Source organism: Streptomyces sp. NBC_01255 (assembly GCF_036226445.1).
Taxonomy (GTDB): Bacteria; Actinomycetota; Actinomycetes; order Streptomycetales; family Streptomycetaceae; genus Streptomyces.
Window position 1 is genome coordinate 103,062 of sequence record NZ_CP108474.1, and the last position, 25,206, is coordinate 128,267.

General features: G+C 72.4%; 25 protein-coding genes and 1 pseudogene. 11 read left to right on the forward strand and 15 right to left on the reverse strand.

The annotated features are described in order from the left end of the window. Nucleotides 1-11 precede the first annotated feature (11 nt). The 3 genes from OG357_RS00345 (at nt 12) to OG357_RS00355 (ending at nt 3,022) form a co-directional block, all read left to right on the forward strand. Nucleotides 12-1,247: a sensor histidine kinase gene (locus tag OG357_RS00345; protein ID WP_329619142.1), complete on the forward strand. Its 1,236-nt coding sequence runs from the start codon at nt 12-14 to the stop codon at nt 1,245-1,247. Next, nucleotides 1,244-1,900, forward strand: a complete 657-nt coding sequence (locus OG357_RS00350; protein ID WP_443066608.1) for a response regulator — start codon at nt 1,244-1,246, stop codon at nt 1,898-1,900. The genes OG357_RS00345 and OG357_RS00350 overlap by 4 nt, the downstream gene beginning before the upstream one ends. Before the next feature lie 276 nt (nt 1,901-2,176). Beyond that, nucleotides 2,177-3,022: an AfsR/SARP family transcriptional regulator gene (locus tag OG357_RS00355; RefSeq protein WP_329619143.1), complete on the forward strand. Its 846-nt coding sequence runs from the start codon at nt 2,177-2,179 to the stop codon at nt 3,020-3,022. 7 nt (nt 3,023-3,029) lie between these two features. Here the strand turns inward: OG357_RS00355 and OG357_RS00360 are convergent, their stop codons facing one another. The 3 genes from OG357_RS00360 to OG357_RS00370 form a co-directional block, all read right to left on the reverse strand. After that, nucleotides 3,030-3,704 carry a ScbR family autoregulator-binding transcription factor gene (locus OG357_RS00360; protein WP_329619144.1) on the reverse strand — a complete coding sequence of 225 codons (675 nt, stop codon included), beginning with the start codon at nt 3,702-3,704 and terminating at the stop codon, nt 3,030-3,032. Nucleotides 3,705-3,869: 165 nt separating this feature from the next. Further along, complete coding sequence (locus tag OG357_RS00365; RefSeq protein WP_329619145.1) at nt 3,870-4,361, reverse strand: pyridoxamine 5'-phosphate oxidase family protein; 492 nt, start codon at nt 4,359-4,361, stop codon at nt 3,870-3,872. A gap of 64 nt (nt 4,362-4,425) precedes the next feature. Next, nucleotides 4,426-5,868, reverse strand: a complete 1,443-nt coding sequence (locus OG357_RS00370) for an MFS transporter (protein ID WP_329619146.1) — start codon at nt 5,866-5,868, stop codon at nt 4,426-4,428. Nucleotides 5,869-6,337: 469 nt separating this feature from the next. Here OG357_RS00370 and OG357_RS00375 point away from each other — a divergent pair, with 469 nt between their 5' ends. Together OG357_RS00375 and OG357_RS00380 are read left to right on the forward strand one after the other, a co-directional pair. Then, nucleotides 6,338-6,745, forward strand: a complete 408-nt coding sequence (locus tag OG357_RS00375) for a YciI family protein (RefSeq protein WP_329619147.1) — start codon at nt 6,338-6,340, stop codon at nt 6,743-6,745. 8 nt (nt 6,746-6,753) lie between these two features. Then, nucleotides 6,754-7,956: an RNA polymerase sigma factor gene (locus tag OG357_RS00380; RefSeq protein ID WP_329625445.1), complete on the forward strand. Its 1,203-nt coding sequence runs from the start codon at nt 6,754-6,756 to the stop codon at nt 7,954-7,956. Between the two features lie 237 nt (nt 7,957-8,193). On the opposite strand, the gene OG357_RS00385 is transcribed toward OG357_RS00380, so the two are convergent. Together OG357_RS00385 and OG357_RS00390 are read right to left on the reverse strand one after the other, a co-directional pair. Beyond that, entirely contained in the window at nt 8,194-8,649 is a 456-nt protein-coding gene (locus tag OG357_RS00385; protein ID WP_329619148.1) for a hypothetical protein, read from the reverse strand. Continuing rightward, nucleotides 8,607-9,515, reverse strand: a complete 909-nt coding sequence (locus OG357_RS00390) for a TerD family protein (protein ID WP_329619149.1) — start codon at nt 9,513-9,515, stop codon at nt 8,607-8,609. Before OG357_RS00390 ends, OG357_RS00385 begins: the two co-directional genes overlap by 43 nt. A 264-nt stretch (nt 9,516-9,779) precedes the next feature. Here OG357_RS00390 and OG357_RS00395 point away from each other — a divergent pair, with 264 nt between their 5' ends. Together OG357_RS00395 and OG357_RS00400 are read left to right on the forward strand one after the other, a co-directional pair. After that, nucleotides 9,780-10,253 (forward strand): carboxymuconolactone decarboxylase family protein, encoded by a 474-nt coding sequence (locus OG357_RS00395; protein WP_329619150.1) that lies wholly within the window; start codon nt 9,780-9,782, stop codon nt 10,251-10,253. A 6-nt stretch (nt 10,254-10,259) separates the two neighbouring features. Then, nucleotides 10,260-10,709: pseudogene (locus OG357_RS00400) on the forward strand (nuclear transport factor 2 family protein); the annotation flags it as partial. Nucleotides 10,710-10,732: 23 nt separating this feature from the next. Here the strand turns inward: OG357_RS00400 and OG357_RS00405 are convergent. The 6 genes from OG357_RS00405 to OG357_RS00430 all read right to left on the reverse strand — a co-directional run bounded on the left by OG357_RS00405 (nt 10,733) and on the right by OG357_RS00430 (nt 17,668). Next, nucleotides 10,733-11,698 carry an SCO0930 family lipoprotein gene (locus tag OG357_RS00405; protein WP_329619151.1) on the reverse strand — a complete coding sequence of 322 codons (966 nt, stop codon included), beginning with the start codon at nt 11,696-11,698 and terminating at the stop codon, nt 10,733-10,735. 179 nt (nt 11,699-11,877) lie between these two features. Beyond that, nucleotides 11,878-12,612, reverse strand: a complete 735-nt coding sequence (locus OG357_RS00410; RefSeq protein ID WP_329619152.1) for a zf-HC2 domain-containing protein — start codon at nt 12,610-12,612, stop codon at nt 11,878-11,880. Beyond that, nucleotides 12,609-13,187: a sigma-70 family RNA polymerase sigma factor gene (locus tag OG357_RS00415; RefSeq protein ID WP_317592515.1), complete on the reverse strand. Its 579-nt coding sequence runs from the start codon at nt 13,185-13,187 to the stop codon at nt 12,609-12,611. Before OG357_RS00415 ends, OG357_RS00410 begins: the two co-directional genes overlap by 4 nt. A gap of 82 nt (nt 13,188-13,269) precedes the next feature. After that, a complete protein-coding gene (locus OG357_RS00420) occupies nt 13,270-14,265 on the reverse strand; it encodes a DUF1996 domain-containing protein (protein WP_329619153.1) in 996 nt (331 codons plus the stop codon). 147 nt (nt 14,266-14,412) lie between these two features. Beyond that, nucleotides 14,413-16,452, reverse strand: a complete 2,040-nt coding sequence (locus OG357_RS00425; RefSeq protein WP_329619154.1) for a calcium-binding protein — start codon at nt 16,450-16,452, stop codon at nt 14,413-14,415. Nucleotides 16,453-16,675: 223 nt separating this feature from the next. Beyond that, nucleotides 16,676-17,668 (reverse strand): hypothetical protein, encoded by a 993-nt coding sequence (locus tag OG357_RS00430; RefSeq protein WP_329619155.1) that lies wholly within the window; start codon nt 17,666-17,668, stop codon nt 16,676-16,678. A 121-nt stretch (nt 17,669-17,789) separates the two neighbouring features. Between OG357_RS00430 and OG357_RS00435 the strand changes: the two genes are divergently transcribed. Continuing rightward, complete coding sequence (locus tag OG357_RS00435) at nt 17,790-18,809, forward strand: ArsR/SmtB family transcription factor (protein ID WP_329619156.1); 1,020 nt, start codon at nt 17,790-17,792, stop codon at nt 18,807-18,809. A 27-nt stretch (nt 18,810-18,836) separates the two neighbouring features. Here OG357_RS00435 and OG357_RS00440 read toward each other — a convergent pair whose 3' ends face one another. After that, nucleotides 18,837-19,403, reverse strand: a complete 567-nt coding sequence (locus OG357_RS00440) for a SixA phosphatase family protein (RefSeq protein ID WP_329619157.1) — start codon at nt 19,401-19,403, stop codon at nt 18,837-18,839. 42 nt (nt 19,404-19,445) lie between these two features. Further along, on the reverse strand, nt 19,446-19,907 hold the full coding sequence (locus tag OG357_RS00445) for an RrF2 family transcriptional regulator (protein WP_329619158.1): 462 nt from the start codon (nt 19,905-19,907) through the stop codon (nt 19,446-19,448). Between the two features lie 274 nt (nt 19,908-20,181). On the opposite strand from OG357_RS00445, the gene OG357_RS00450 reads away from it, so the two are divergent. The 3 genes from OG357_RS00450 (at nt 20,182) to OG357_RS00460 (ending at nt 23,753) form a co-directional block, all read left to right on the forward strand. Beyond that, complete coding sequence (locus OG357_RS00450) at nt 20,182-22,869, forward strand: FAD/NAD(P)-binding protein (protein ID WP_329625446.1); 2,688 nt, start codon at nt 20,182-20,184, stop codon at nt 22,867-22,869. Nucleotides 22,870-22,983: 114 nt separating this feature from the next. Further along, nucleotides 22,984-23,229 (forward strand): helix-turn-helix transcriptional regulator, encoded by a 246-nt coding sequence (locus OG357_RS00455; protein WP_329619159.1) that lies wholly within the window; start codon nt 22,984-22,986, stop codon nt 23,227-23,229. After that, nucleotides 23,229-23,753: a hypothetical protein gene (locus OG357_RS00460; RefSeq protein WP_329619160.1), complete on the forward strand. Its 525-nt coding sequence runs from the start codon at nt 23,229-23,231 to the stop codon at nt 23,751-23,753. The genes OG357_RS00455 and OG357_RS00460 overlap by 1 nt, the downstream gene beginning before the upstream one ends. A gap of 31 nt (nt 23,754-23,784) precedes the next feature. Here OG357_RS00460 and OG357_RS00465 read toward each other — a convergent pair whose 3' ends face one another. After that, on the reverse strand, nt 23,785-24,519 hold the full coding sequence (locus OG357_RS00465) for a VOC family protein (RefSeq protein WP_329619161.1): 735 nt from the start codon (nt 24,517-24,519) through the stop codon (nt 23,785-23,787). 32 nt (nt 24,520-24,551) lie between these two features. Beyond that, entirely contained in the window at nt 24,552-25,193 is a 642-nt protein-coding gene (locus OG357_RS00470) for a TOPRIM nucleotidyl transferase/hydrolase domain-containing protein (protein ID WP_329619162.1), read from the reverse strand. Nucleotides 25,194-25,206 lie beyond the last annotated feature (13 nt).

The window sequence follows — 25,206 nt, forward strand, 5'->3', positions numbered from 1 at the left end:
GGATGGACACCATGGACTTCGCAGCGGCTTTCACCCGTGACCCGCAGGCCGCACCGTATCCGGTGCGGTGTGACGCGACGGCCGCCGCGGTCTTCGCGGTGCTCGCCGGAGTGCTCGCGCTCACGGTCGACGACGGCCGCCGGCCGGACCTCGTCGGCTGGGCGCTGCTGCTCGCCGCGCACGTCCCGCTGGCCTGGCGGCGCAAGGCCCCCCTGCCGGTGCTCCTTGCCGTCGTGGCCGTCGTCGCCCCGTACCACGCGCTCGACTACATGCACCTCGCACCGATACCGGCCTCCATGACCGCCTTGTACACGGTCGCGGCGACCGGTCGGCCCCGGCGGACGGTGCTCGTGGCGCTCATCGTCACCTCCGTCACGCTCACCATCCAGCTCGTCGTCAACCCGCACGAAATGGTGGAGCTGCTCAGAGTCTCGGGCTGGGTGATCGCGATGCTCGTCTTCGGCGCGAGCATCCGGCTCTACCGGCAGCTGGTTGCCGGTGTGATGGAGCGGGCCGAGCGGGATGCGGAGCGGAAGGTCGTCGAGGAACGGCTGCGGATAGCCAGAGACCTCCATGACCTCCTCGCCCACTCCATCACCCTCATCGGTGTGCAGACGTCCGTCGCCGCGCACGTGCTGGTGGCCACACCGGACCGGCTCGACCGGGAGGCGCTCGTCCGGGCGCTCGACGAGATCGCCGAAACGTGCCGGGACGCCCGCGCCGAGGTGCGTACGACCCTGGACGTCCTGCGGGCCGCCCCGGAGGGCCCGTTGCCGGACCTGGCCTCACTGCCCGACCTCGTTCGGACCTCGGGCGCCGATCTGACGGTACGGACGGGGACGGCGAAGGTTCCCGCGGCGGTCGGCGCGGCGGCCTACCGGATCGTGCAGGAATCACTGACCAACGCCGTACGGCACGCGGGCCGGGGAGCGGGCGTGCGGGTCGATGTCGGGCTGGTGGAGGAGGAGTTGACCGTGAGAGTGACCAACGGGGGTGTCGGCGGAGGGGGCGGGGCCGGCGGTTTGGACGCCCTCGGTGAGCCTGATGGTGATGGCGGGCTGCATGGTCTTGATGGTGTGGGTGGTGTGCATGGCTCCGGTCGAGAGGAGGGGGCGGGGTACGGGATCATCGGGATGCGGGAGCGGGCCAGGAGCGTGGGCGGCACCCTGAGTGCGGGCCCGCGCGAAGGCGGGGGTTTCGAGGTGTCGGCGCGGCTGCCGCTCACGGTGGGGAAGGTGGCGGTGTGATCCGGGTCCTGCTCGCGGACGACCAGAATCTCGTGAGGGCGTCGTTCGCGATGCTTGTCGAGTCGGCGCCGGACATGGAGGTCGTGGGACAGGCGGCCAACGGCAAGGAGGCGGTGGAGCTGGCCCGTTCGGCGCGGGCCGACGTGGTGGTGATGGACGTCCGGATGCCCGAGCTCGACGGCATCAGTGCGACCCGGCTCATCGCCGCCGACGAGGACCTGGCCGGGGTGAGGGTGCTGGTCCTGACGACGTACGACACGGACGAGCACGTCATGGAGGCGCTGCGGGCGGGCGCGTCGGGCTTCGCGGTCAAGGACATCCGCCCGGCCGAACTCCTCGCCGCGATCCGTACGGTCGCGGCCGGCGAGGCTCTGCTGTCTCCGGGCCCGACGTCTCGGCTGATCGCCCGGGCCCTGGCGCTCCCCCAGGCCCCGGCGATGGGCGGACCGGAAGGCCTGACAGATCGTGAACGCGAGGTCCTGACCCTGGTGGGTCGGGGCCTGAACAATACGGAGATCGCTGAAGCACTGGGGCTCTCGCCCCTCACGGCGAAGACCCATGTCAGCCGGATCATGGGAAAGCTGGCAGCGCGGGACCGCGCCCAACTGGTCATCGTCGCCTACGAGTCGGGGCTGGTGACTCCTGGTCGCTGAGCGCCGGCGGCGATCGGTCCGCCTGCCTGTCGTGTCGCACTGTCGTCCCCGGTGTTCGCTTCGCGGCGGCGCCGGGCAGTGGGGCTCCTCCTCTCGGATGGTACGTCTTAAGGGCGCCACAAAAAACCGCGCATGTGGTTTGATTTGCATGGCTCGTCGCGGGCTCCTCCCCCGGCGCGGCGTCCCTTCGGCGCGCCATGGGCACAACCGGGTGTCGGTGAGTCCCATGGCCAACGCCGAACCGCCCTGGCCGTTCGCCCTGAAGGAGAGAGTGCCGTGCGATTCAACCTCATCGGACCGTTTCAGATCGTCGGCGACGACGGCGGGATTCTTCCGGCGGGCAGCCCCAAGGTCTCCCAGGTCCTGGCCGTGCTCCTCGCTCATGCCAACGCCCCCGTCACGCCGGACACCCTCATCCGGGAACTGTGGCAGCACAGCCCGCCGCGCTCGGCCCTCAACACCGTGCAGACCTACGTGCACCACGCACGCCGGCTGCTCGCCTTACCGGACGCCCGCCCGGACGGCCCCTCGGACGGCGGCCCCTCGGGCGGCGGCCGCCCCGTGCTGAGCACGCAGTTCGGCGGATACACGCTGCACGTCGACGAGGCGGCCGTAGACATCAAGGTCTTCGAGCAGTTGGTCGCCCGCGGGAAGGAGGAGTTCCTGGCGGGCCGGTACGAGGCGGCGGGCGGGGCGGTCGGCACCGCGCTCGGCCTGTGGCGCGGCCCGGTGCTTTCCAACGTGCCGACGGGCAGCGTCCTCGCCGGCAGGATCGTCCATCTGGAGGAGCTGAGGATCAGGGCGCTGGAGCTGAGGATCGAGACCGCACACCTGCTCGGGCGGCTCCGTCAACTCATCCCCGAGCTGCGCACGCTCGTCCACGACTACCCGCTCAACGAATGGTTCCACGGCCAGTTGATCGCCGCCCTGCATCAGGCCGGGCGGCGCGCCGAGGCACTGGACGCCTACCGGAGCATCCGGCGCCTGCTGCGGGACGAGCTGGGGCTCGAACCGTCGCCCGATGTCCAGCGGTTGCACGAGCGGGTACTCAGCCCTCTCCGGATCCCGTGGGAAAGCGGCGGCGTCGCGCCGCCCCAGAGGGAGCCCGCTCACCCGGGATGAGCAGGGATCAGTGGGTGATGCCGGCGGCGGACCCTGCCGTCTCGACACGCCAGGCCGGCATGTCGTCGTAGAGGTGAGCGGCGCGGGCGGCCGAGACTTCCAGGCGGGGCAGGACGGCAGGGGTCGCGACGCCCGCCAGGAGGAGTCGGATGAGCAGGGAGATCTCGCCTGCCAGGTCGTACGTGCCGGGGAGGCCCTCGGTCACCACCCGGACTCCCGTCCAGGTGGACACGATCATGCGGGCGATCTCTTCCTCGTCGGTGTGCGCAAGGACCTCACCCCGCGTCTTGGCGTCCTTGAGGAAGCCGGCCATCAGCTCGGTCCAGTCGGGCCAGGCCGTGCCGAACTGACGGCGCGACTGGGGGTCGACCGCCATCCGCAGGGCGGCGCTGAGCATCGGCTCACGGGGCAATCGATAGGCCAGCAGCAGGAGGGTGTCGACCATCTCCTGCAGCTTGAGGTCGTGCGGGCGGACGCCGTCGGTGGTCACGGCGGCGGCCAGGACGCCGCGCGCCAGGTCCCCCTTGGACGGGAAGTGGAAGTACAGGGCCCCCTTGGTCACTTCGGCCCGCTCCAGGACCTCGGCGATGGTCGTCGCCTCGTAGCCACGCTCGTCGAAGATCGCCGCGGCGGCCTCCAGGATGACCTTCCGGGTACGGATCGCCCGCTCCTGCTGCGCCACAGCCACCCCTCGCTCTCGCGTCTTCATCACGATCGAAATAGACCGCTTGCGCGGTATCTTAACTTGCGGTGGTAGCCCGGCCCCCTCGCTCCCGGCCCGATCCAGCGGCTCGGCTGCGCCGGTGTCGTCCTGGGGAGGGGGCCGTTCAGCCATCCGTGCCCGGGGTCAGCGGCGGTCCCCGTCGGTCCAGATGCGGCTCTTCAGGTCCGAGCCGCGAAGCACCTGCACCCGCCAGGGATCGATGCGCAGGACGTGGTAGCCGGGGTCCTCGGGGCCGCCGCGCCAGAACCCGATCGGGTCGTAGCCGACGCCCGCGGGACTTCCCTTGCGGTAGAGGTCCCAGGCGTACTGCCGGGATTCCGGGTCCGTGGCCCAGGTGGAGACGCTGTCGATGAACACGGCGTTCTGCCGGGGGTTCCAGTACGAGTACGTCGTATGCGGGTTGTGGGCCAGGTGGGCAGCCTTGACGGGGGTCTTGTAGGCCGCCAGCCAACCCACCGGCTTTCCGTCGACCATTTCCCAGACGGGCAGCAGCACACGGGCCCTCGGGCGCGATTTCCTGTCCACTGTGATCATGGTGCAGTAGACGATGTCCTGGATGTAGGCGAAGAATTTGTCCTCGATTTCCGAGAAGGATTCCACGGTGGCTGCAGGCATTTCTCTTCCTCTCGGCAGGTGATCCGTGACGCCAGGCGCCGGCTGTTCGCGCGCCGGCCGGGAACTACCTCGCCGCCTCGACGGGCACGGCCTTGTCGGGGGCCGGGGCGGGTACGTGGCCGGTGTCGCCGTCCCCCGCTCCGGCCCCGGATCGGGTGCGCAGGCCGAAGGCGCTGATGACGGCGGCGACGAGGGCGGCGACCAGAGGCACGACCAGGGCGGCGCGGTAGCCGTCGAGGAGAGCCGCCGGGGACGTGCCGTCCGTCGCGGCGATGTTCACGGTGGCGACGAACGACAGGCCGAGGGCGGCGCCGAACTGGAAGGACGTGTACAGCAGACCGCCCGCGACGCCCTGCTCCTCCTCCGCGACACCGTCGGTGGCCAGGATGGTGAGCGGCCCGTACGCCAGGGAGAAGGCGAGGCCCAGGATGATCAGGCTCGGGAACATCGCCAGATACGTCCAGTCAGCGCCGACCGGCAGGAACAGGGCGTAGGACAGCGCCGCGAGGAGCAGGCCGCCGAAGATCACCCGGGCGTTGCCGAACTTCGCCACGAGCCGGGGAGTCAGAGTCGGGGACAGGATCGCGTCCACGCCGATGACGATGAGGGCGAAACTGGTCTGCAGGGTGGACCAGCCGCGCAGCTCCTGCAGGTAGAGCACAGCGATGAACTGGAATCCGAAGAAGCCCGCGGCGAAGAGCATGCCGGCCAGGTTCGCGCGGACCAGCGAGCCACTGCGGAAAATCCCCAGGCGTACCAGCGGCGAGGCCGCTCTGCGCTCGATCGCGATGAACACGCCGAACAGGACCAGGCCCGCCCCGATCGTGGCCGCCGTCACGGCCGCGGAGGCGTGCGCGGCACGCTCGACGCCGAAGACGAGCAGCAGGATCGCGCCGGTGACGCTGAGCGCGCCGGCCAGGTCGACACCCTGACCCTCGCGGTCCGGGCGAGGCGACTTCGGGATGAGGACGAGCGCCGCGACGAGGATGACGAGCGTGAGGATGACAGGAGCGAAGAACACCCAGCGCCAGTTCACGGCGGCCAGTAGACCGCCGACCACCAGGCCGATGGAGAAGCCGCCGGCGGCGGTGCCGGAATAGACCAGGAGGGCCTTGTTGCGCTGCGGGCCCTCCTCGAAGCCCGTGGTGATGATGGACAGGCCCGCAGGCGTCATGAAAGCGGCCGCGACACCCGTCACGAAGCGGGCGACGATGAGCATCCAGCCTTCCGTGGCGAATCCGCCCAGACCGGAGAAGAGCAGGAAGACCACGAGCCAGAACACGAACATCCGGCGGCGCCCGAACAGGTCGGCGGCCCGGCCGCCCAGCAGCATGAACCCGCCGTAGCCGAGCACGTAGGCACTCATCACCCACTGGAGCATGCCCGTGGACATCTCCAGGTCCTCGCGGATCGAGGGCAGCGCCACATTGAGCATGGCCACGTCGATGCCTTCGAGGAAGATCGCGCCACAGAGCACGAGCAGCACGCCCCACGCGCGCCCGCTCATGCGGCCGGTACCGCTGTCCGAAGGTGATTGCAGTGTGGACACAGAAATCTCTCCTTGTAAGTGCAGGAATATCCCAAGGGAACCGTCCGCATTCTGGCCGCGGGCGATTGGAGTTCCCTTGACGTGTGCGTGAGAGCAGGAAGGGCGAAAGACGGGGGACGGCCGGCAGTCGAACTCGCCGGAGACCGTTCCGGGTCTCTTCTTGCCGCCACTGGAATCATGCGGGGGTGGCGGGAAGGACGGAAGAACGCACTTTGAAGTCACCAAGGCACCCCAGGGGTACCGGTCCCGACGACGGCATCACGTCGGCGGATGCCGTCACGGTCACGGGCCCCGGTCGCAGGGCCCCACCCTGGCGTCGGGGGAAGTCCCGAAAAAGTTCGGCCGGCGATGTCGAGAAGCCGTGGCCTGCTCCGTCCCCGTAGTGAACGCGGCCAGAATGGCCCGCACCGGACCGAGGAGAGACACCATGGCGAAGTACCTGCTGCTCAAGCACTACCGCGGCGCCCCCGCCGCCTCCAACGACGTGCCCATGGACCAGTGGACACCGCAGGAGATCTCGGACCACGTGCAGTACATGCACGACTTCGCGGCCCGGCTGGAGAAGACCGGCGAGTTCGTCGACGGCCAGGCGCTCGCACCCCAGGGAAGCTGGGTCCGCTACGACGGCGAGGGCCGCCCGCCTGTCACCGACGGCCCGTTCGCCGAGACCAAGGACCTGATCGCCGGCTGGATGGTGATCGACGTCGACAGCTACGAGCGCGCCGTCGAACTGGCCGGGGAACTCTCGGCCGCCCCCGGAGCGGGCGGTAAGCCGATCCACGAATGGCTGGAAGTACGCCCGTTCCTGACCGCGCCGCCCACCATCACCGAGTGACCTCACCCATGAACGACGCCCTGCTGCGCACCCTCACGCCGAGCGTCCTCACCGTCCTCGTCCGTCGCGGAGCCGACTTCGCGGCGGCCGAGGACGCCGTGCAGGACGCCCTCGTCGAAGCCGTCCGCCTCTGGCCGGACGATCCGCCGCGCGACCCCAAGGGCTGGCTGGTCACCGTGGCCTGGCGCAAGTTCCTGGACTCGACCCGGGCCGACACCGCCCGGCGGCGGCGCGAGGACCGCCTCGACCAGGAACCGTCGCCCGGGCTCTCGGCCCCGGCGGACGACACGCTCCAGCTCTACTTCCTGTGCGCCCATCCCTCCCTGACGCCGTCGTCCGCGGTCGCGCTCACCCTGCGCGCCGTCGGCGGGCTCACCACCCGCCAGATCGCCCAGGCCTACCTCGTCCCCGAAGCGACGATGGCGCAACGCATCAGCCGGGCCAAACGCACCGTCTCCGGCGTCCGCTTCGACCAGCCCGGCGATGTCGCCACCGTGCTGCGCGTCCTGTACCTGGTTTTCAACGAGGGATACTCCGGCGACATCGACCTCGCCGCCGAGGCCATCCGGCTCACCCGGCAGCTCACCGCCGCGATCGACCACCCCGAAGCCGCGGGGCTGCTCGCCCTCATGCTCCTCCACCACGCCCGGCGCGCCACCCGGACCACGCCGGACGGCACCCTGGTCCCCCTCGCCGAGCAGGACCGCGGCCGGTGGGACACGGCCGCGATCGGCGAAGGCGTCACGATCCTGCAGGCGGCGCTCGCCCGGGACCGGCTGGGCGAGTTCCAGGCCCAGGCCGCCGTCGCCGCACTGCACGCCGACGCGCCCACCGCCGGGGAGACGGACTGGGTACAGATCGTCGAGTGGTACGACGAACTCGTCCGGCTCACCGACAGCCCCGTCGCCCGCCTCAACCGCGCGGTGGCGGTCGGCGAAGCCGACGGACCACGGGCCGGTCTCGCCGCGCTCGCCGCCCTCGACGACACGCTCCCCCGCCACACCGCCGTGGCGGCCTACCTCCACGAACGCGACGGCGACCTGACGACCGCGGCGCGGCTCTACGCCACGGCCGCCCGGAAGGCGCCCAATCTGGCCGAACGCGACCACCTCACACGCCAAGCCGCCCGGCTCAACACGCACCTGAATCCGCACCCGGACCGGGACGCGGACCCGAGAGGGAACCCTCGCGACGAGGACTTGTCCGGCTGATGCACGCCATCGACCATGTCAGAGGTAGTCGACGCTGTGGACGTTGTCGGCCGAGAAGCTGAGCTCGCCGCCGGTGAGAGTGAGGGGCGTACCGGGGCCAACCGGGGCCCGTAGCACCGCCGAACGATCCGGGGGTAGCCGCCTCGTCGTCGGCGTTCGACGGAAAGGTGCCGGACGGATCCTCCGGCCTTGTCCCCCTCAGCCTTCGCGAACTCAAGGGAGAACCCCGTTGCAGCATTAGGGGGTGGGCCGAACCTCCAGGGACCAGTCCCCTTCGGCGTCTCCGACCCTCACCAGCACGGGGCCCTCCGGCAGCGGCACCCGGTACTCCGGGCGCCTGTGCGACTCGCTGATGAGCAGATGGGCGTCCCAGACGCCGCGGGCGCGCGGCGTGCAGCTCTCCACCAGGAAGTAGGCGAGCTCGACTTCCGGGTGCAGCTGGGCGGACAGCTCGCCGGCGGGCCCCGTGTGGAGCAGCACGTCCCGTCCCCGGCCCGTTGCCCCGAGGCCGAGTTCCTCGACCACGCTCACCGGCCGGAACGTGAGCTTCCACGCACGGTCCGGGGCGTGGACACGCAGACGCAGCGGGCTGCGGTCGTCGTGCCGCATCAGGGCCCGGCCCTGGAAGTCCTCCAGGCGCGTGTGGGCGATCAGGTCGAGGCCCGGCTTGGTGTCGTCGACGACGTCCACCATGAAGGAGCCGTCGCCCGACCGCTCCGTGTCGACCACGAAGAAGCCGGTCGGCAGGGGATCGTCGACGGTGAACTCGAGCGAGCCGCTGCCCTCCCGGACGAACTCCGGAAAGTCCTCACCGAAGAGCGCGGCGGCGGGGGATGACTCCCTGCCCGCGCGGACGGGAGGCTGCGCCTTGGCCAGGCGGGGCGCCTCGGGTCCGGGGCCGGAAGCTGTGCCGGGGCGGCCGGCGGCTGGACGGACCGCTCGGACACCGGGGCAGGGGCCTCGGACGCCGGGACCTTGGCCACGCCCTCGATAAGCACGGGCTCGCGCCCGGGGACTCTCGCCGGGGCCCCGCCCGCGATGCCGAAGTCCTCCGCGAGCCCGGCGAGCCCGGAGTCGTACCCCTGCCCCACCGCGCGGAACCGCCACGCGCCGTCGCGCCGGTAGAACTCGCCGAGGACGAACGCCTTCTCCGTCGTCGCGCCCTCGACCTCGTACAGCGCCAGCTGCTCCCCCGTACCGGCGCTGATCGTCCGTACGAGCAGCCCGGGCACCTGCCCGAACGTCCCCTCGTCGCTGGAGGCGGAGATCACGATCCGCTGGACGCCGGGCTCGACACGCGCGGTGTCGATCTCCAGCCAGTCGGCGACGCGCCGCTCCTCGCTCCGTACCTGTCCGACGAGCCGCACCGCCCCGGAGGTGTGGGCACGCCGGTCACGGAAGACGAGGTCGCCGTCGTCCCTGACGCGGCTCGCCGCATCCAGGAGCAGCGCGGCGGCGTCGACCTCCGGCACTCCGCCGCCGGACGCCCCACGGACGACCGCAACCTTCCACACCTGCCCGGGGACCGGCAGGTTTCCCCCCTTGATGATCTGTGTCACCGCGTCGTGCTGGCACGCACCCCGGGGGGAAGTCGACGGGTGAAAACCCCACGTTCCGCTAGAACCACGGCTTCCACAGCTGCTTCCACCATGGACAGTGGCCTCGCCCTCGTCCCCGACGTCCTCCACCCGGACCAGAGCATCCGGCCAGCTGCGCCCGTACGGCAGGTGGAGACCCAGGTCACATCCCGTCGTGTCACAGGGGGGCGGCCTGCCTCGTCTCAGGGGGTGTAGCCACCTTCCAGCACCCCACGGGAGCACACCATGGACGCACGACTGAACCTCTTCGCCAGCCCCGTCACCGGCAAGGCCTTCAAGCACCTCATGTCGGCGGGCAAGGTCGTCAAGGACTCGTCGCTGCCGGCCGCGACACAGGAGCTGGTGTCGCTGCGCGTGAGCCAGATCAACGGCTGCGCCGTCTGCATCGACATGCACACCAAGGAAGCGACCGCCGCCGGCGAGACCCCGGTGCGGCTGAACCTGGTGACGGCGTGGCGGGAGGCCACGGTCTTCACCGAGGCCGAGCGTGCCGCGCTGGAGCTGGCGGAGGAGGGGACCCGTACCGCCGACGCGGCCGGCGGAGTGGACGACGAGGTGTGGATGCGTGCCGCCCTGCACTACGACGAAGAGCAGCTCAACGCCCTGGTGCTCCTGATCGCCTTCATGAACCTGGCGAACCGGATCAACGTCATCACCCGCCAGCCCGCCGGCGACTACGAGCCCGGCTCGTACCACTGAACCGCCCGGCCCCGGTTCGCTGCGGACCGCCAGGAGCGGCAGGAGCTCGCGACCCGGTTCTTTGACGCGCTGAAGAACGGCGACGTCGACGGCCTGCAGGACCTGCTCGCCGCCGACGTACAGCTCGTCGGCGACGGCGGAGGCAAGACCCCGCAGCTCGCCAGGGCCGTCGCCGGCGCACAGAACGTGGCCCGGCTCCTGGCCGCGTTCTTCCCCTGGCTGTGGCGCATCGACGTGACGCTCACGCCGCAGGAGGTCAACGGCCAGCCCGGCGCCGTCTTCCGCGACCGGGACGGCAAGATCCTCACCACCATGGTCCTCGACGTCCTCGACGGACAGATCCAGGCCATCCGTTCCGTGACCAACCCCGACAAGCTCGGCCACCTCGGACCCGTCGCCGACGCCTGGGGCCTCAACGACGAGGTGAGGCAGGCCCGCCGCCGGCACACCCGCTGACGGGCGGCGAAGCGGGTGGCCGGTTACTTGGCGAGCTTGCCGTCGGCCGTCACGGCGAACCAAGTGCCGCCCACGCCCTGGCCGTTGGTGTCACCCGGGGTCTTGTCACCGGTGAACCAGTACAGCGGCCAGCAGTCGATCGTGAGCTGCTTCGTGCCGTCCGGGCGGGTGTAGGTGATCAGCTTCTTCGGGTCGATGCCCTCGACCTTGTTGAGGTCGACCAGCTTGGCGGGCCGCCACTTCTCCAGGCACGCGCCCTCGCAGTTCGACTTCATCGGCCAGGCGGTGTCCTTGGTGAAGCGGTACAGCGTCCGCCCCTTGCCATCCCGGATGATCTTGCCCAGCTTGTCGTCGTCGGTCAGCGAGAGCGCGGGCAGCGCCGCCCCGCCCGTCTCGCCGGAGCCCGGCGCAGTCGTACCCGGCGCGGCGGTGCCGGGCTGCCGAGCGCCCGCCTTCTTGCCGTCCGGGGTGACCGCAAACCAGGTACCGCCCACGCCCTGCCCGTTGGTCTGGCCCGGCGCGGTGTCCTTCGCGAACCGGTACACCGGCCAGCCCGCGATCGTCAGCTGCCGCACACCGTCGGCCCGCTGGAGCGAACCGACGCGGGAGGCGTCCACCCCGCCGGGCTGGGTGCTGCCCGCGGGGACCGGGGGCCAGGTCTTGGCGCAGTCTCCGGCGCAGGCCGAGGTGGAGGGGTCGGCGGTGTCGTTGTCGAACCGGTAGAGGGTGAAGCCCTCGGCGTCGGCGACCACGGGACCGAGCGTGGCGTCGTCACGGACCGCCAGCGGCCCGGAGGCCGTCGTCCCGCTCGGCGGTGCCTCGGAACTCCCGTCCGTGGCACCGCCGTAGGCGTCGCCGCCCGCGGCGGTCGCGGCGGGCGGCGCGGCGGCGGGACCACTCGCGTCCGTCCCCTGCGTTCCACAGGCCGTCACCCCGAACAGCAACGCGGCCCCGGCCGTGGCGACGGTGAGCTTATGCACGTTCTTCATGACAACTCCTCTTATCCAGTACTTCGTTGCGCTGTGTCGGCACCGGAAACACGCGGCCCGCCCAAGCCGGGTTCAACGAATCCGAAGAAACTTTTCGCGGGCACACGAACGCCGGCCGGGCACAGGGCCCGGCCGGCGTTTCTGCGGTGTTGCGGTGCTGCGGTGCTGCGGCGGCTGTTCTACACGGGCACGGTGACGAATCGCCTGCCCGCCTCGTTCTCGACCACGATCGCGGCCACGTCGGCCGGGGCGACCGCGGCCGAGCCGTCGAGCGAGGCGCCCTTGCCCTCCCCTTCTCGGGCTCCGGCGCCCACGACCCAGCTGCCGGCTGTCGTCCGGCTTCCGTCCCGGCCCACCACGACCAGCGTGCAGCGCTCCCCCTTGGGCAGTCCGGTCACCGCCGCATGGACACGGACCCAGCCGACCGCCGGGGTCACCTGTACGGTCATCCGCGCGCCGGAGGAGGTGTCCGTCGCCGACGCGACCCGCGTACCCGGCACCGGCGTCGGCGCGGAGGGAGACGCGGGTGCCGTCGGGACCGGCGAGGGCGGCAGCGCGACGGGCGCACCGGCGTCCGGCAGAGCCGTCCCCGCCCAGAACACACCGGCCAGTACGGCGGCCGCCGCCAGGCCCGTCACCGCCCCGCGGCGGCGGCGCCCGGCGGCGCGTTCGCCGCGCATCTGCCGCAGGGTCCGCTGGAGCAGCAGATCGCCTCCCTCGGGCGGCCCGTCGACGAACGCCTCCGGCGGCACCTCGCCCAGCGCCGCCTCCATCTCACGCAACGCGTCCACCTCCCCACGGCACGACTCGCACCCCGACACATGCGCCTCGACACGCCCTGTGTCGGCGCCGTCGAGGACCCCGAGCACGTACGGGCCGAGCAGAACCTCCTCCTCATGCCGCTGCCCGTTCACGCGACCACCTCCCTGAACCCGCCGGGCCGCCCCGGCGCACTTGCCTCGTCACCCTCACCGAACAACCCGCGCAGCGCCTTCAGCGCGTAATGCGACCGGGACTTCACCGTGCCCGCAGGGACGCCCAGACTCTCCGCCGCCTCGGCGACGCTCCGCCCGCGGAAGTACAGCTCCGTCAGCACGTCCCGGTGTTCCGGTGTCAACCGGTCCAGGGCCCCCAGCACTGCCATGGTGTCGACGACCCCATCGGCATGATCCTCCTCGATCGGTGGCGTCGCGGGGGACTCGGCGACCTCGGCCGGCCGTGCGGCCCTGGCCCGGTAGCGGTCGGTGATGATGTTGCGGGCCACCGTCAGCAGCCAGCCCCGTACCGATCCCTTGCCGTTGACCAGCACGTCCGAGTTCCGCCACGCGCGGATCAAGGTCTCCTGCACGACGTCCTCGGCCATGGCACGGTCTCCGGTCAGCCGGGCGGCGTAGGCGAGCAGCGCACCCCCGTGCTCCTCGTACACCGACCTGATCAACACCTCGTCACCCGAGCCGCGCCCGCCCCGCGGCCACAGTGGTCCGGCCATCACACCCACTCCGCTCTCCGTTGCCTGCGTCGTGCCCAACACGCATTCCCCGCACGATCAGTTCATGTGAGCTGCGTCACATCTACTGTCGGCAGTGGCGGCCTGTGTTGAGGCAGTCGGCGACGGCCGCCATCCGGGCGTCCGTCATCACGTTGACGAACATGGCGTGGTCGGTGATCGGGCTGTGCCGTTGTTCGGGGAAGGAGTCCAGCGCGATCGGCACGTCCGGCCCGGGCACGTCGTAGGCCAGACGGATGGTCAGTTCGGGCACGGCGAACGTGTCCTCGGGGCAGACGCCGTTCGCCGCTCGGAAGGCCAGGTGCGTGCGCTCCGGTCCTGCGGTGTCCAGGCCGTTCCAGCAGCTGGGGAAGGTGAGGGTACGGGTCAGCCGGTCGCCGGCCGGGCAGCGGGGATAGCGGGTCGTGAACCGGTCGGGGAGGCTCGCGCAGCCCCAGCGCGCCCGGACGTTCTGGTCACCGGCCGCGGTGAGCGCCACCGCGTCCCCCGTGACCGCGCGCAGGAAGCGGGGCATCGGGACGACCTTGCCGACCGGGTTGCCGCCGAACTCCAGGCGTACCTCGGCGGGTTGGAGGATCTCTCCGGCGTTGCCGTGCCCGGCCGCCTTCTCGTACGCATGCGTGGCGGGCCGGTCCGTACGGCGTAGCACCGGCCAGTAGTACGTGGAGCGGTCGCCCCCGCGGCAGGTGGTGGGCGCGGCCGCCAGGCTCGCGTCGGTGGAGCGGGCGTCGGTGGACAGGTTGCCGACGTAGGCGTGGGTGTGGTGGGCGCCGCCTCGCAGGCCCGGCGAGATGACCAGGTTGTCCTCGTTGTAGTGCGCTTCCTCGTTGCGGCCGCAGTCGATCGTGACCGTGCCGGTCGAGGCGTCCGGCCCCCGAAGCGGCTCGCTCCGGGCGGGCGGTACGTCGCGGATGTCGACGAAGTCCCCCGGCGCCGCCGTGGTGCCGGCAGTCCCGTGTGACGCCCCGCCGTCTCGGGACACACCGAGGATGGCCACGGTCAGGGCACCCCCTATGACCAGGCAGATCAGCACAGTGAACCAGCGACGTTCTCTCCCCATGCCCGCCACCGTCTCTGCCGTGCACCGCCCGCGTCAACTACGGGCCTTGGCCGGCCCGGGCATCTCGGCCACGGCGCGAGAAGGCGCCGGTGGGAGCCGGCGCCGTGGGGACGGCGACGGCTCCCATCGGGACGAACCTCAGGTGGATCAGGGGCAGCTGATGCGGGCGTCGCCCGGGTCGGTGGTGCAGGTGTCGGTGCCGAAGCCGCCGTTGGCGGTGTCGTTGGCGAGGACCGCGTCGGTGGTCGTGAGGCGGTCGTTGCCGTAGGAGCCCGTCAGGGTGTCGTTGCCGGGGCCGCCGTTCATCGTGTCGTCGCCGAAGGCGCCGTCGAGGTTGTCGTTGCCGTAGCCGCCGTGGACGGTGTCGTTGCCGTAGCTCGCGCGGACGGTGTCGTTGCCGCCGAGGCCGCAGATGACGTCGTTGGCGTAGCCGCCGGTCAGGGTCTCCGGGCCGCTGGTGCCGATGATGGTGCAGCCGCGGGCGTTGTTCACGGACGTGGTCCCGCCGGCCGTGTTGTCGGAGGTGACGGGGTCCGACGGGGTGCCCGCGACGGTCGCCGTGTGCGTGAGGGTGCCGGTGGAGCGGGGCTCCGCCGTGAGCGTGAGCGTCGTGCTCGCGCCCGGGGCGAGCGAGCCGAGGGAGCAGGTCGCCCGTGTCGCGGTCGTCGTGCACGTGCCCTGTGCGGGGGTGGCGGAGGTGAGGGTCACGCCGGCGCCGGCGAGGGTGTCCGTCAGGGTGATGCCGGTCGCGGTGGCGGTGGAGGTCGCCCTGTTGGAGACGGTGAGCGTGTACGAGACGCGGTCGCCGATGCTCACCGCGGCCGTGGTGCTCGTCGTCACCGACAGATCCGCGTGCGGCGGCGGAGGCGTCGTCGCGTCGCCTCCCTGGTAGCGGGCGAGCGCGAAGGCGAAGCCCGCCCCGTACCCGGCCGCGACGATCTTGCCGTCCGGCTGGACGAGTACCGAGCGGGCCTCGTCGAAGTCCCCGAAGCCGGTGACCACGAAGCCGTCGCCGCCGAAGCCGGTGTCCACGGTGCCGTTGGGGTGGAAGCGGGCCAGGCCGAAGTCGTTGGCCTCGGAGCTGTTCGGGTCGTCGGCCCCGCCGGCGAGGACGATCTTCCCGTTCTGTTGCAGGGCCATCGCGTACGCGGTCCCGCCGTCCCCGGGGAAGGCCACCGAGGTCCGGCCCCCGGTACCGAATCCGGCGTCGGGGCTGCCGTCGGCGTGGTAGCGGAGGAGCGCGAAGCCGGCGCCGCCGGAACCCGCGGCGAGGATCCTGCCGTCGGGCTGGACCGCGACCGCGTGGCCGAACTCGGTGCCGCCGAAGTCGGCGCTGACCATGCCGTCGCCGCTGAAGCCGGGGTCGAGGCTGCCGTCGGGCAGGTAGCGGACCACGCCGATGTCGAAGGCGGTGTTGCCCACGTAGCCGACGGACACGACCCGGCCGTCGGGTTGGAGTGCCATGCTCCGGGCGATGCCGCCGGCTTCCTGGGGCGAGGAGGGTGTGAATCCGGCGACGACCGCGCCGTCGCCGCCCAGGGTCGGGTCCAGGGTGCCGTCCGTGTCGAGGCGGACCAGCGCGAACCCGCCACCGCCGCCCTTGCCCGCGGCGACGATCCGGCCGTCGCTCTGCACCGCCACGTCCGCGCCGTCCGCGGATCCGCCGAACTCCTCGACCCGTACGAGGCCGCCGTCGCCGAAGTCCGGGTCCAGGGTGCCGTCGGGCAGGTAGCGGGCCACGGAGAAGAAGCAGCAGCCTCCGCCCTCCTCCGCGATCACCTCGGTGGTGCCGGCCACGACGATCTTCCCGTCGGCAGGCTGGATCGCGACGGCGTTCGCCGTATGGGCTCCGCCGCCGAAGGCGCTGGTCACGAGGCCGCCGGTGCCGAAGCCGGGGTCGAGGCCGCCGCCGGGCAGGTAGCGGGCGAGCGCGAATCCGCCCTCGCTCAGGCCCGCCACGACGAGCTTGCCGTCCGCCTGCCGCGCGATGTCACGGCCCTCCGCGTACCCCGGGAAGGGTGTGGTCACCCGGCCGTCCGGGCCGAACGTCGGATCCAGGTCTCCGGGCGCGGCCGCCGCCGCACCGGGCAGTGCGAGTACGAGCGCCGTGGCGAGCGCGGCCGAGGCGGCGGCCCTCCCCCGCGTCGTTCGTCGGCGCCGCGCGGGTCTCGGATGTGTCCGGGTCATGGGTGTACAGCCTCCGAAGTGCGGTGGAGTGCGGACAGCAGCGGCGCACAGCTTCGTGACCGAAGCCCGCCCGCGGACCGCGGGCACCGCCTCACTGCGCCCACTGGCCCCCTCGAACCACCCCGGCGAGGGAGCGCACACGGGGCGGCCGACCGCCCGCCGGACGGGCGAACACTCTGAGATGCGCCCCCCTGTGGTGCGGGCTCTCCGCGGTACGGACTCCTCAGACGGGACCGCACGTCGGGTCGGCGATCGCGCTCACCGTGTACGGGGGCAGGCCCGGCGGATCGTCGAGCTGGCTGTTGACCACGTACAGCCGGCAGCCGTGACGCGCGAGCGTGGTCGGCAGGTCGAAGGGGCCGTCGGTGAGGCGATGGGTCACCGTGCCCGACCGCAGCTCCTCGTCCAGCCGGGCGATGTACACACCGTGCGGGGCTCCGTAGTTGAGTACGGCGTACAGGGTCCTGCCGCGCAGCACCATGCCGTCGGGGCCGAAGGACTCCTCGCCCAGGTCGAGCCTGCTGACGTCCCGGCCGGCCGTGCCGATCCGCCAGACGGCCTCGGTGCCGTTGGACGCGACCAGCAGGGCCGTGCCCGACTCGTTGGCCACGATGCCGTTCAACAGCCAGTACCGCGCGGGGAACTGCGGGAACGCGGAGCGGATGTCGAGCCAGGGTTCGAGCGGACCGAGGACGCCGCCCCGGATCTCCGCCCGGAGAACGACGGGGTTGGCCCAGTCGGTCACGTACACCGCGTCGTTCGTCACGGCCAGGTCGTTCAGGTCGGGCGCGCCGAGGGGGCCGCCGGGTGCCGTACGGGTGGCCAGCAGGCGTCCGTGCCGGTCGTGGACGGTCAGCGTCGCCCCGCCCACCGAGAGGATGCGCCCGCGCCGGTCGGTGTGGACGCCCAGGGCGCTGGGCCGATTCTCCAGTCCGCGGGCCGGGAAGGGCTTCATGTCGGGGGTGCCGACGCGGCCGCGGTAGAGGGCGCCCGTACCGTCCGAGGACACGTACATGGTGCCGTCGGGGGTGATCGCGATGCCCTCCGGGAGGACGCCGGGTGCCCGGGAGACGACATAGGAGCCGGGCAGGTCCCGGGCGGTGGCGGCGGGGCCGGGCACAGCGGCGAACGCCGTGAGGAGGGCTGTGGCGGCGGTGAGGCGGACGAGGGGGCGGGCGGTTCTCCGGCGGGTTCTCGGGGCGGGGATGCGGCGCATCGGTACGGCCTCCGTTGTGGGGTCGACGTCGTGGACACCCGGAGCGTGCAACGGCGTCGGCCGTGACGCATCGCCTTTTACCCCTGGGTAAAAGGGTCCGCCTGGCCGATAATCGGCTCGCATGATCCGCCTTCACTTCACGGCCGCCGATCTCCGTCAGATCACTCTCGCCCCGGCGGCGAACGCGCTCTCGGAGACCGCCCTGAGTCTGCGGCTCAGCCTGCGCTCGAACGGCGGCAGCGGCGGCGGTCACGGATACGGGCCGTGGGACCGGCCGCGTCCCGCCGCCCGTCAGTGGCACCAGGCTCTCCGCGGGACCGCGAGCGCCCGGGCCGGCGTCCTGGCCGAACTCGTCACCGAGGACGGGTTCCTGCCGGACTTCCTGCTCCAGCCGTCCCTGCACGACTTCGCCGACGCGCTGGAGGCGGCCGCCGCGACTCCGGCGGAGCAGCTGGCGCGCGACCTCGGGATCCCCCGAGCCGCGGGCCGGAACGGCCGTCTGACGCGCCCCGGGCCCTGGGTCCGGGAGCTCGCCCAGGGCTCCCCGAGCGCGACCCGCACGCTGATCGCCGACACCCGCCGGTACTTCCACACGTCGGTGGAACCGCTCTGGCCCCGGATCAGCGGCGGCGCCCTCACCGATCGCGCGCTGCGCTCCGAGATGCTGCTGCGCGGAGGCGTCGACGCTCTGTTGACCACCCTGTCGACGACCTGGAAGTGGCAGCCGCCGACGCTCCACCTGCCGTCGGGGTCGGCGTACGACATCCCGCTGTGCGGTCGCGGCCTGCTCCTCGTTCCGTCCTGGTTCGCGACGGGCCCGCTGGTGATGTACCGCCCCAGGGCGGCGACCGTGCTCGTCTACCCCTTGCGGGACGACTCCGACGCCTCGGCGGGCGGACCCGACGGCAGGCCGGAAGCGCTCGCCGCGCTCCTCGGCCGCACCCGCGCGCACGTGCTCGCTCTCCTCCGCACGCCCGCCACGACCACGGCCCTGGCCGAACGCGCCGCCCTCTCCCTGCCGGCGGCGAGCCGGCACACACGGGTCCTGCGCGAGGCCGGACTCGTCGACACGACACGGACGGGCGTCGCCGTCCTCCACACCCTCACACCCCTCGGGCACAGCCTCCTCGCCGGAACGTGACCGGCGACGCGCAGCCCGGGGCGCCGCTCACGGTGCCCGGTGACCGCGGGGAACCACCATCCGGGCCAGAAGCGCTCCGCCCGGGCGGAGGCCCGGCCAGGTGCCCTGCCAGGTCAGGACGGCCGTCGCCGAGGTCGGGAACTTGGTCCGTACGCGGTCCAGGGCGTCCCCGGCACTCCTGGCCGCGAGCAGCAGGACCAGGTCTTCGAGGCCCGGGTTGTGTCCGACCAGGAGCAGGGTGCCGGCCTCGTCGGGTACGCCGTGGAGGACGTCGAGGAGCTCCCCGGCGTCCGCCCCGTACAGGCGTGGGTCGTGGCGGGTCGGTGGAGGGGCGTCCAGTTCGGCGGCGGCCAGTTCCCAGGTGTGGCGGGCGCGCCGGGCCGGGGAGCACAGGACGAGGTCGGGCAGCACTCCGGTCTCCGCCAGGAAGCGTCCGGCCGCCGGGGCGTCGCGCAGACCACGTGGGCCGAGGGGCCGGTCTCGGTCGGGGACGCCTTCCGGCCAGGCGCTCTTGGCGTGACGGAGGACGACGAGTCGGCGCGGCCGGCCGTCGGCGGGCTCGGTGCGCTCGGGTGTTCCGGTGGAGGATGGCACGTGCCCGAGCGTAGGGGGCTGGTCCGCGGACGGCCATGCACGCTACGGGTAGGTGCGCACGTCGTCCTGGTAGTCGCGGGCCCGTTCCCGTACGAGTTCGGGCAGGGTGCCCGCCGCCAGGTCGGCGAGGGTCGTGCTCTCCAGGACCTGGCGCAGGCTCGTCCGCACGGCACGCCACACGTCCGGCATGGGCGCCGCCGCGCCTTGGTACTCCAGGCCCGTCAGTTTCAGGTCCCGGACGCTGACCAGCGGTCCGTCCATCGCCCGGATGATGTCGGCGAGGGTGATCTCCGCGGGCGGGCGCGTGAGGGTGTAGCCGCCGTCGGGGCCGCGGACGCTCCGTACCAGTCGTGCCTGCCGCAGGTCGCTGAGCACGACGAAGAGGAAGCGGACGGGGATGTCCTGGCGTCCTGCGATGTCCTCGGCCTTGAGGGGGCGGTCCGGGGAGCAGGCCAGTTCGGCCATGGCCCGGATGGCGTAGTCCGTTCGTGCTGAGATCCTCACCCACCCAATGTCTCACGAGTGGCGGGTTCCTGACCTGGGCGGCTTGTGACGGGCTCGTCAACGGCTCGGTGGTACGGCGTTGTTGTCCGGAAGCGGCGTTGTGACTCCACTTTGTTCATCGACATAGTGAACATTGGTCGTGCAGTGCCCGCCCTTTGGTTCGGAGGTCTCCGTGGTGTCCGTGGTACCTGTCGTGTCGTCGTCGCCCGCCGCGTCACCCGAGTCAGCCGACATCGCGGAACACGCCGAGTCCGGGCGGCCGTCTCGGCCCACCGTGGCCGTCGTCGGCGCGGGCGCGGCCGGCGCGCTCGTCGCCGTCCAGCTGTGCGAGGCGGCGGCCCGGCGGCGTATCGCACTCGATCTGGTCCTCCTCGACCCCGCGCCGGAGGCGGGCCGGGGCGTCGCGTACGCCACCGAGGTCCCCGAGCACCGGCTCAATGTGCCCGTCGGCGGCATGAGCTGCTACCCGGACGACCCGGGGCACTTCCGGCGCTGGCTCTGCCGCCACGGCGAATCCACCGTCACGGCGGCCGACTTCGCCTCCCGGTACCGCTACGGCTCGTATCTCGCCGACACGCTCGGGCGGGCCGTCATCGCCGCGCACGGCACGGTCTCCGTACGCCGGTTGCGCACCCGGGCGACGGGGTGCGCCGACGCGGCCGGGGGGCGGCTGGAGCTCCGGCTGGCCGACGGCGGCACGGTGACGGCGGACAGCGTGGTCCTCGCCACCGGGCCGGCGGCGGGCAGGGCGGGCTGGGCCCCGGCCGAGCTCCTCGCCTCCGACCGGTTCGTCCCGAGTCCCTGGTCTCCCGGCGCGCTCGACGCCGTCGGCGAGACGGACGACGTCCTGCTCGTCGGTACCGGTCTCACCGCCGTCGATCTGGCGCTCGTCCTCGACCGGCCCGGCCGTACGGTGCACGCCGTGTCCCGGAGCGGGCTGCTCCCCCAGCCGCACGCGGTCGCCCCGCTGCCCGCCGTTCCGCCGCCGCCGGGCCTCGCCGGGCTTCCCTTCCACCGCCTCCGCCGGGAGTTGACGCGGCACTTCGCCGCCACGCGGCGGCTCCACGGCGACTGGCGGCCCGCGCTCGACGGGCTGCGGCCCGAGATCGTACGGCTCTGGCAGGGCCTCACCGACGACGAGCGGGCGGAGTTCCTCGGCCGCGACGCCACACCGTGGAACGTGCACCGGCACCGTATGGCGCCGTCCACGGCCGAGACGGTCGCCCGGGCCCGTGCCGCCCGCAGGCTCCGGATCCACGCCGGCCGGGTCGCCTCCGCGGCGCCGGGGCAGGAGGGTGGTCTCGTCGTCTCCCTCGCCGACGGCCGCGAGATGCGCGTGGCCTGGGTGGTGGACTGTACGGGGCCGGGGCTGCGGGCCGACGGCGGCGGCGACCCGCTGTGGTGCGGTCTGCTGGCCGACGGCTTCGCCGTACCCGGGCCGCTCGGCATCGGCGTGTCCACCGACCGCGGCCGGCTGCTCGACTCCGGCGGACAGCCGGGGCGGCCGCTGTTCACCCTGGGGGCTTCCCGCCGGGGCGAGTTGTGGGAGACGACCGCGATCCCCGAGATCCGTGCGCAGGCGAAGGAAGTCGCGGAGGCCGTACTCGCCCCGCTGACCCGCGCTCCCCGGTCGGTACGCCGCCGGCCCACCGACCAGTTCGGGCTGCCGCTGTCCACGCACGCGGCGGCCGCGGCAGCCTTCCGGGGCGGACTCGGCCGGGTGGTCACCGTACGGGCGAAGGCGGCCGAGGCGTTCGCGCGCGCCACCGAGCTGGATCCCGGGTTCGCGCTCGGGCACGCCGCGCTCGCGCTGCTCGGGCACGAGTGCGGAGCGGATGTCGATGTCGCCCGGGAGCTCGCGGACGCCCAGCGCAGCGTGCGGGAGCGCGGGGACGAGCGGGAACGGTCGTTCGTCGACGTCGTCACGCGCCGCATCACGGAGCACGAAGCGCAGGGGGGCGGCGCGGGCAAGGGAGCGGGGGACGGTGACGCGGCGCTCGTCGACCACCTAGGCCGCTACCCCGCCGACGCGTTCGCGCTCGGCATCGCGGTCCCGACCATCGCCTTCTCCGGCGTCGCGGACCTCGACGGGACCCTGGCCCTGGGGCTGGTGGAGCGGACTGCGCCCGCCTACGCGGGGCACTGGTTCCACACCTCGCTCCTCTCGTTCGTCCGGCAGGAGCAGGGGCGGATCGAGGAGGCCGGGGAGCTCGCCCGGGCGGCCCTCGCCGAGGAACCCGCCTCCGGCCACGCCGTGCACGCCCTCGCCCATGTCCACTACGAGTCCGGTGACCACCACGTCGGCCGGGACTGGCTCGACGGCTGGATCGGCGGTCACGGGCGGGGCGCCGTGCACCGAGCGCACTTCTCCTGGCATGTGGCGCTCCACGAACTGGCCCTCGACGACTCCGCGGCCGTCCGCCGCCGGTGGTTCGCCCAGCTGGCCCCGGGTCAGGTGAACGGGGTGCGGGCGCTCGTCGACTCCGGGTCGCTGCTGTGGCGGGCCCGGATGTCCCGGAACTGGACCGGCCGCGTGCCCGTCGACGGGGTGCTCGACGCGGTCGCCCGCGAACTCGTCGAGCGTCCCTCGACCGCGTTCACGGCGCTGCACAGTGCCGTGGCGCTCACCGCCGCGGGCGACCTCCCGGCGCTCCGCCGGCTGAGCACGCACGCGGCCGGCGCGGACCCGGTCCAGCGGGAGGTCATCGTCCCCCTGTGCGGCGCGCTGGAAGCGGTGCTGGAGGAGGAGTGGGCGACGGCGGTACGGGAGCTGCGCGGGCTGCTGCCCTCGCTGCGCCGGGTCGGAGGCAGTGCGGCGCAGCGCGAGGTCATCGAGGAGACGCTGCTGTACGCGCTGGTCGAGGCGGGCCACAGCGACACCGCCCGCGACCTCCTCGAACAGCGCCTCGACCGGCGCGCGTCGCCGCTCGACCGGCGCCGGCTGGCCGGGCTGAGCGCCTGACCCGGAAGCCGCGGGCGCCGGGAAGGGACTGAACGTCGGAGGCGGGGCGGGGGCGTGTGCCCCTGCCCCGCCTCCGTGTTGCACCTGTACCCCCAGATGTAGTACTTCTTATACATGAGCGAGCAGGTACACAACAGGCTGGCGGTTGTACGGGCCGAGCGGAAGGTGTCGCGACAGGCACTGGCCGAGGCAGTGGGCGTCCACTACCAGACCATCGGCTACATCGAGCGCGGTCAGTACAACCCCAGCCTGGACCTGGCCCTGAAGGTGGCCCGGTTCTTCCGGCTGCCCGTGGAGGCGCTGTTCTCCCTGGAGCCGTTCCAGCCGCTCACCGACGAGGTCTACGGGAGGAAGCAGTGATGACCACGACGCGCTACGACCGGCACATGTACGCCATGATGAACGACCGCCGGGCAGCGGCGGTGTACGCCACGGCCGGGCGCCGACGGCTGCTGGTGGGGACCCACTTCGCCCTCACCACCGTCGGGGTGGGCTCCTATATCGGCGCGGTCTTCGGTTCCGGGTTCGGCTCGGTCGCCGCGGTCGCCATCGTGCTGCTGCCGTGGGTGCTGCTCACGGGCATGCTGAACGGCGCCACGCACGGCCTGCTCGAACTGCGAGGTCGGATGCTGGACGAGCGGCAACTCGTGGAGCGCGACCGGGTGCGGGCCCTGGCCCACCGAATCACCCTGTGGCTGCTCGTGGCCGCCGCGTTCGGCGCGGGCACCTACAGCGTCCTGACGGACGCGCCGCTCCAGGCGGCCGTGACCCCGGTCCTCATCGGCGTCCTCGCGGCGCACTGGATGATGCCGCTGTGGGTGGCGGGCCTGCGGGTCCAGGACGATCTCGGGGACGTGGACGACGAGTTCGGCGGCGCGTCCTGACGAGTCCTGCGGCCCCGCTGAGGCCACGCTCTCAGCGGGGCGTCAGCACGGAGAATTCGTTGCCGTCGGGATCGGCCATCGTCACCCGCCCGGTCTCGTCCTTCTCCGTGTCGGCGAAGGTCGCTCCGAGGGAGACGAGGCGGTCGATCTCCGCCTGCTGATCCGTATTGGGCGGCGGAGCGAGCTCGAAGCGGAGTCGGGTCCTCCCGTCCCTCGGGTTCAGCGGCGGACCGCCCCAGGTGACCTTCGGTCCGCCGTGCGGCGAGCGGATCGCGGTCTCCTCGTCCTGGTCCCAGACCAGGGGCCAGCCCAGCGCCTCGCTCCAGAAGTACCCGACGGCCTGCGAACCGTCGCACGCGAGCGCCCCGATGAATCCGCAGTCGGCCAGGAAGTTGTTGCCCGGCTCGATCACGCAGAACTCGTTGCCTTCGGGGTCGGCGAGCACCACGTGCCCGTCGTCCGGGGTCTGGCCGACGTCGATGTGGCGTGCGCCGAGCGCGAGCGCCCTCGCCACGACCTCCCGCTGGTCGTCGAGTGACGTGCTCGTCAGGTCGAAGTGCAGCGGGTTCTGGACCGTCTTCTTCTCCTGGGTGGGGAGGAAACGGAGCCGGAACCCGGTGTCGTCGCTCGGGAGGAGCACGATGCCGCTGTCGGCGTCGCCGCCGGATGCGTCGCTCATCTCCCAGCCCAGGACTCCGGCCCAGAAGCGGGCGAGAAGGGACGGGTCGTTCGCGTCGAAGCTCAGCGCGTGGAGGTGGGACGTCATCCCCCGGACACTGCCCGAAGGGCGCCGGCCGATCAACCCGTTTTCTCGGCTCGCTGTCGCACGCTCGCGAGGAGGTCGTCGAGGGGGGCCGGTACCTGTCCGGGGCCCAGGGCCTCGACGAGGAGGGTGCCGTAGCGGATCTTGCGGCCCTTCTTCGTACCGAGGAAGCGCCGCAGTTGCAGATGCCGGGGGCGGCCGTGCTGCGCGGGCTGGTGCAGGAAGGTCTGCCAGGGGCGGAGGTCGCCCTCGGTCCGGACGATCTCCTCGACCCTCTCCGTGCCCATTGCGCGGATGAGTTCGTCCTCCAGGTCCGCCGCACACACGAAGACGTCCCGCGCCGACGCCCCTGCCCGCGCCAGGCCCCTGTCGTAGAAGGGCCGCTCGCGCTCGTCGCACAGCCCCACCAGGCGCAGGCCGAGGCCGGGCGGGCCGAGGAGGGCGGCGTAGCGGCCGATGTTCATCGCCCCGCCCATCGACACCACGCACACGCCCTCCGCCGCGAGGTCCCGGCCACGGCGCGCGGCCAGGGCCTCGACGGCGGCGAGGTCGCTCAGCCCTTCCAGCAGCACCGCCGTCCGTACGTCCAGTCGCACGGCCAGCTCGCGCGCCGGCTCGCCGGGGCCGCCGCTCGCCCAGGCACCGACCGCTTCTCGGAACGCGTCCATCTCTTGCATGGGGCGAGTCTGT

What these genes read in the sequence shown, in the direction of transcription:
- OG357_RS00365 (WP_329619145.1), bottom strand. Translation starts at nt 4,361, where the DNA reads ATGCCTGCAGCCACCGTGGAATCCTTCTCGGAAATCGAGGACAAATTC.
- OG357_RS00430 (WP_329619155.1), bottom strand. Translation starts at nt 17,668, where the DNA reads ATGCGCCGCATCCCCGCCCCGAGAACCCGCCGGAGAACCGCCCGCCCC.
- OG357_RS00345 (WP_329619142.1), top strand. Translation starts at nt 12, where the DNA reads ATGGACTTCGCAGCGGCTTTCACCCGTGACCCGCAGGCCGCACCGTAT.
- OG357_RS00465 (WP_329619161.1), bottom strand. Translation starts at nt 24,519, where the DNA reads ATGACGTCCCACCTCCACGCGCTGAGCTTCGACGCGAACGACCCGTCC.
- OG357_RS00405 (WP_329619151.1), bottom strand. Translation starts at nt 11,698, where the DNA reads ATGAAGAACGTGCATAAGCTCACCGTCGCCACGGCCGGGGCCGCGTTG.
- OG357_RS00415 (WP_317592515.1), bottom strand. Translation starts at nt 13,187, where the DNA reads ATGGCCGGACCACTGTGGCCGCGGGGCGGGCGCGGCTCGGGTGACGAG.
- OG357_RS00385 (WP_329619148.1), bottom strand. Translation starts at nt 8,649, where the DNA reads ATGGTGGACGTCGTCGACGACACCAAGCCGGGCCTCGACCTGATCGCC.
- OG357_RS00380 (WP_329625445.1), top strand. Translation starts at nt 6,754, where the DNA reads ATGAACGACGCCCTGCTGCGCACCCTCACGCCGAGCGTCCTCACCGTC.
- OG357_RS00370 (WP_329619146.1), bottom strand. Translation starts at nt 5,868, where the DNA reads ATGAGCGGGCGCGCGTGGGGCGTGCTGCTCGTGCTCTGTGGCGCGATC.
- OG357_RS00420 (WP_329619153.1), bottom strand. Translation starts at nt 14,265, where the DNA reads ATGGGGAGAGAACGTCGCTGGTTCACTGTGCTGATCTGCCTGGTCATA.
- OG357_RS00395 (WP_329619150.1), top strand. Translation starts at nt 9,780, where the DNA reads ATGGACGCACGACTGAACCTCTTCGCCAGCCCCGTCACCGGCAAGGCC.
- OG357_RS00470 (WP_329619162.1), bottom strand. Translation starts at nt 25,193, where the DNA reads ATGCAAGAGATGGACGCGTTCCGAGAAGCGGTCGGTGCCTGGGCGAGC.
- OG357_RS00435 (WP_329619156.1), top strand. Translation starts at nt 17,790, where the DNA reads ATGATCCGCCTTCACTTCACGGCCGCCGATCTCCGTCAGATCACTCTC.
- OG357_RS00460 (WP_329619160.1), top strand. Translation starts at nt 23,229, where the DNA reads ATGACCACGACGCGCTACGACCGGCACATGTACGCCATGATGAACGAC.
- OG357_RS00455 (WP_329619159.1), top strand. Translation starts at nt 22,984, where the DNA reads ATGAGCGAGCAGGTACACAACAGGCTGGCGGTTGTACGGGCCGAGCGG.
- OG357_RS00375 (WP_329619147.1), top strand. Translation starts at nt 6,338, where the DNA reads ATGGCGAAGTACCTGCTGCTCAAGCACTACCGCGGCGCCCCCGCCGCC.
- OG357_RS00425 (WP_329619154.1), bottom strand. Translation starts at nt 16,452, where the DNA reads ATGACCCGGACACATCCGAGACCCGCGCGGCGCCGACGAACGACGCGG.